The 2,690-nt window shown below is 37.7% G+C and carries 3 protein-coding genes and 1 pseudogene; 3 read left to right on the forward strand and 1 reads right to left on the reverse strand.

Features of this window, described 5'->3' with window-relative positions:
* A partial coding sequence (locus B5F83_RS10870; RefSeq protein WP_143822541.1) for a transposase occupies positions 1-145 on the reverse strand: 145 nt, incomplete at its 3' end.
* A 107-nt stretch (positions 146-252) separates the two neighbouring features.
* Here B5F83_RS10870 and B5F83_RS10415 point away from each other — a divergent pair.
* From B5F83_RS10415 to B5F83_RS10430, 3 genes and pseudogenes are all read left to right on the forward strand, one after another.
* Positions 253-672, forward strand: coding sequence for a hypothetical protein (locus B5F83_RS10415; protein ID WP_087280569.1), 420 nt, complete (start codon positions 253-255; stop codon positions 670-672).
* A 9-nt stretch (positions 673-681) separates the two neighbouring features.
* Complete coding sequence (locus B5F83_RS10420; RefSeq protein WP_087280566.1) at positions 682-1,479, forward strand: hypothetical protein; 798 nt, start codon at positions 682-684, stop codon at positions 1,477-1,479.
* A gap of 985 nt (positions 1,480-2,464) precedes the next feature.
* A pseudogene (locus tag B5F83_RS10430) lies at positions 2,465-2,690 on the forward strand (DDE transposase); the annotation flags it as partial.

Consider the following 2,690-nt stretch of genomic DNA (forward strand, 5'->3'; position numbering starts at 1 on the left):
TCCACTGCACGCCGGTCTTCACGATGTACAGGATGCCGTCAAAAACAGAGCGCAGTGAATATTTTCTGAATCTTTCTTTGGGGTCTAACATATTTTTTATAACTTGCCATTGTTTATCAATCAGGTTGGTTGGGTATTTGTGCATAACATTAATGTCTTGATAACCTTAAAGTTACGAAAATATTCCAATTAACCTACTGATTTACAATTAATTATAAATAAATTTAAACAGCTTCTAAATACCATTATATCATGAAAACAATAATTTGTTTCTGGGGGCTTTCTGAAATCGGCAAGACCTCCGCAATCAAAACCATTTGGCAGAATTTAAAGAATGGTTCCAATCCACCTTTAGATATATCTTCTGATGACATTTGTGATATAGTATATCTTGATAATCATAAAATAGGGATAGAAAGCCAGGGTGATCCGTATTCCAAGCAAACAGAATGGATTGACATACTCATTAAAGAAGAATGTGAAATTATCATTTGTGCTTCAAGGACTAAAGGAGGTACTGTCAAAATCGTGGAAAGCAGAGCACAAGACTATGGCTATGAGCTGATATGGATATCCCCGCTATCATCTATTCAGGACAGCTTACACTCAGACCTTAATTCCATAACGTCCGAATCTATCATAAAACTTATTAAAGTATTACTTACTAAATAATTAAAAATTATGAAAACAATAAAAAAACTCTTAATTTGCATGACTTTCGCGGGCATATTCTACAGCTGCGGTTCAAATGATGAAGTCTTCGAATCATGGAAAGGCTGGGTAGCGATGAATACTTGCTCTTATAATCTGCAGGAGGAGTTCAAAAAGGAATATGCCAACAAAGGAGATATAAGTTCATTGTTTTATGAACATGGCGAGGTAGAAATGTCTTATCTCAATGGTTCTCCCAGTAAATTTACATCGGATTTAAATGACTTGGCAGAATCCATTTATAAGGTATTATCTTCTGCTGTCAACGATAAATATGAGAATAATATAAAGAATGGTATATATAAGGCAGATAATGATATAATCATGGACGTAATACAAGAATTTATTTTGGGGCATGAATATACAATATATAGCTTAGTTCAAAGAAAGTCCGATAATGCATATTTTTATATGGGTCCTCCAGGGGCTCCTACAAAATTTTACGAAGAAAAAGGAAAAAATTGGATTGATATATATTATAATGTCGACTGGTTGTTCAGGAATGAGAACAATCTTAAGACTTTGGCCGATGATCTTTTGGGGCTCTGCGGCAGATATAGTGATTTCTATGATTTCGTGATGGGTTCGGTATCTGTCCTGGATTCCGAATGGATAGAGAGCAGGGCCGGCTCCGATGTCTATAATGTCATATATCAAATAGATACAAAAGATTCTACTAAGTATGCGTTATGCCAGATATTGGTAAATGAAGAAAACAGCGAGATACAGCTTATAAACACTTCGGACAGTCTTATGAACCTATATTAACAACACAATATCAAGACTACATCGGAAAAATTGACAAAGACAAAATAGCAATGCTCTATGAGCAGCTTTGCGAACTAAGCAAAAACCTTTATTCTGAATCTATGACATAATAATCATGACTAAGATTTCTAATGACATCAATACGATAGCCTCAAAGTATGACGGTAAAGCATACGATGAATTTCTGTTTGGTTTTATTTCTCTTTTCCTGGCTTACTTTCGGGATCGTACCTTTAGTATGGTATCATAGACTCTCTGTCAGAATAGGCGAGGAGCAGGCATGGAGAAACCACCTGGTAACTGTGACTGCAGGGACATTCTGGGGCTGGTATTTTTTGGGGGTGCTTAAAATTGTCGGTCCGTTTGTATATGCATATAAATTGCTAGATTCTATGAACACCCTTTCAGAGGATTATAATAGGGACTGTCGTAAAAAAGATTAAAACTTTATAAAGAATTGATTGCCAATGTAATATAAAATTTGTATCTTGGCTAAAGATAAAAAGAATACCCCCAACCGCCCTGGAAAAGCTTGCCGCGTGGATCTTCTGCATTCCGTTTGCCGACAGTGGAATACGCCTGGCAAGGCGGACCTCCGATGTGATTGCAGCACTTTAAATGTACCGCCCATATCACTTTCAAATGTACCGGTATATCAGAATGAAATGTACCGCCTGTATCACTTTGAAATGTCCCCCCCCCCGTTAACCAGTGCCGGCATGGTCGGGGCAGACTCTTCGGAATGGTCGCAAACGGTTTGACGAGGTAACTTTGTGGTAAAGGTAATACCACAGGGCTATGGCAAATGTAAAAGCGACAATGACAGACATCAGAGTAATTAGGGAGTGTCGTAAAAAAGATTAAAACTTTATAACGAATTGATTGCTAATGTAATATAAAATTTGTATCTTAACTAAAGATAAAAAGAATACCCCCAATCGCCCTGGAAAAGCCGAATTTGGAGGTATCGCAAAAATTAATCTGCATGGCTAAGGTACAAAATTTCTCTGGAATATCACCAGATCTCCCTTTCACGGAGTTTGATTTTTATGAATTGTATAGGCAGACATTCGCGACTAGCGAGCTGGGAAAAATCAGGAATAGGCTGCCGCTTGGTGAGATGGCAGAGAACTTTGGACTGATAAGCAAGAGCATGAGAGCGAAGAAAGGGCGAAAAACATACTTCACCCCGGAGGGCAAGGTTGCGCTGA

The organism is Muribaculum sp. An289 (genome assembly GCF_002159555.1).
Classification (GTDB): domain Bacteria; phylum Bacteroidota; class Bacteroidia; order Bacteroidales; family UBA932; genus Merdivivens; species Merdivivens faecigallinarum.

Excerpts from the sequence above, each read along its gene's own strand:
- B5F83_RS10415 (WP_087280569.1), top strand. The coding sequence starts at position 253 with ATGAAAACAATAATTTGTTTCTGGGGGCTTTCTGAAATCGGCAAGACC.
- B5F83_RS10420 (WP_087280566.1), top strand. The coding sequence starts at position 682 with ATGAAAACAATAAAAAAACTCTTAATTTGCATGACTTTCGCGGGCATA.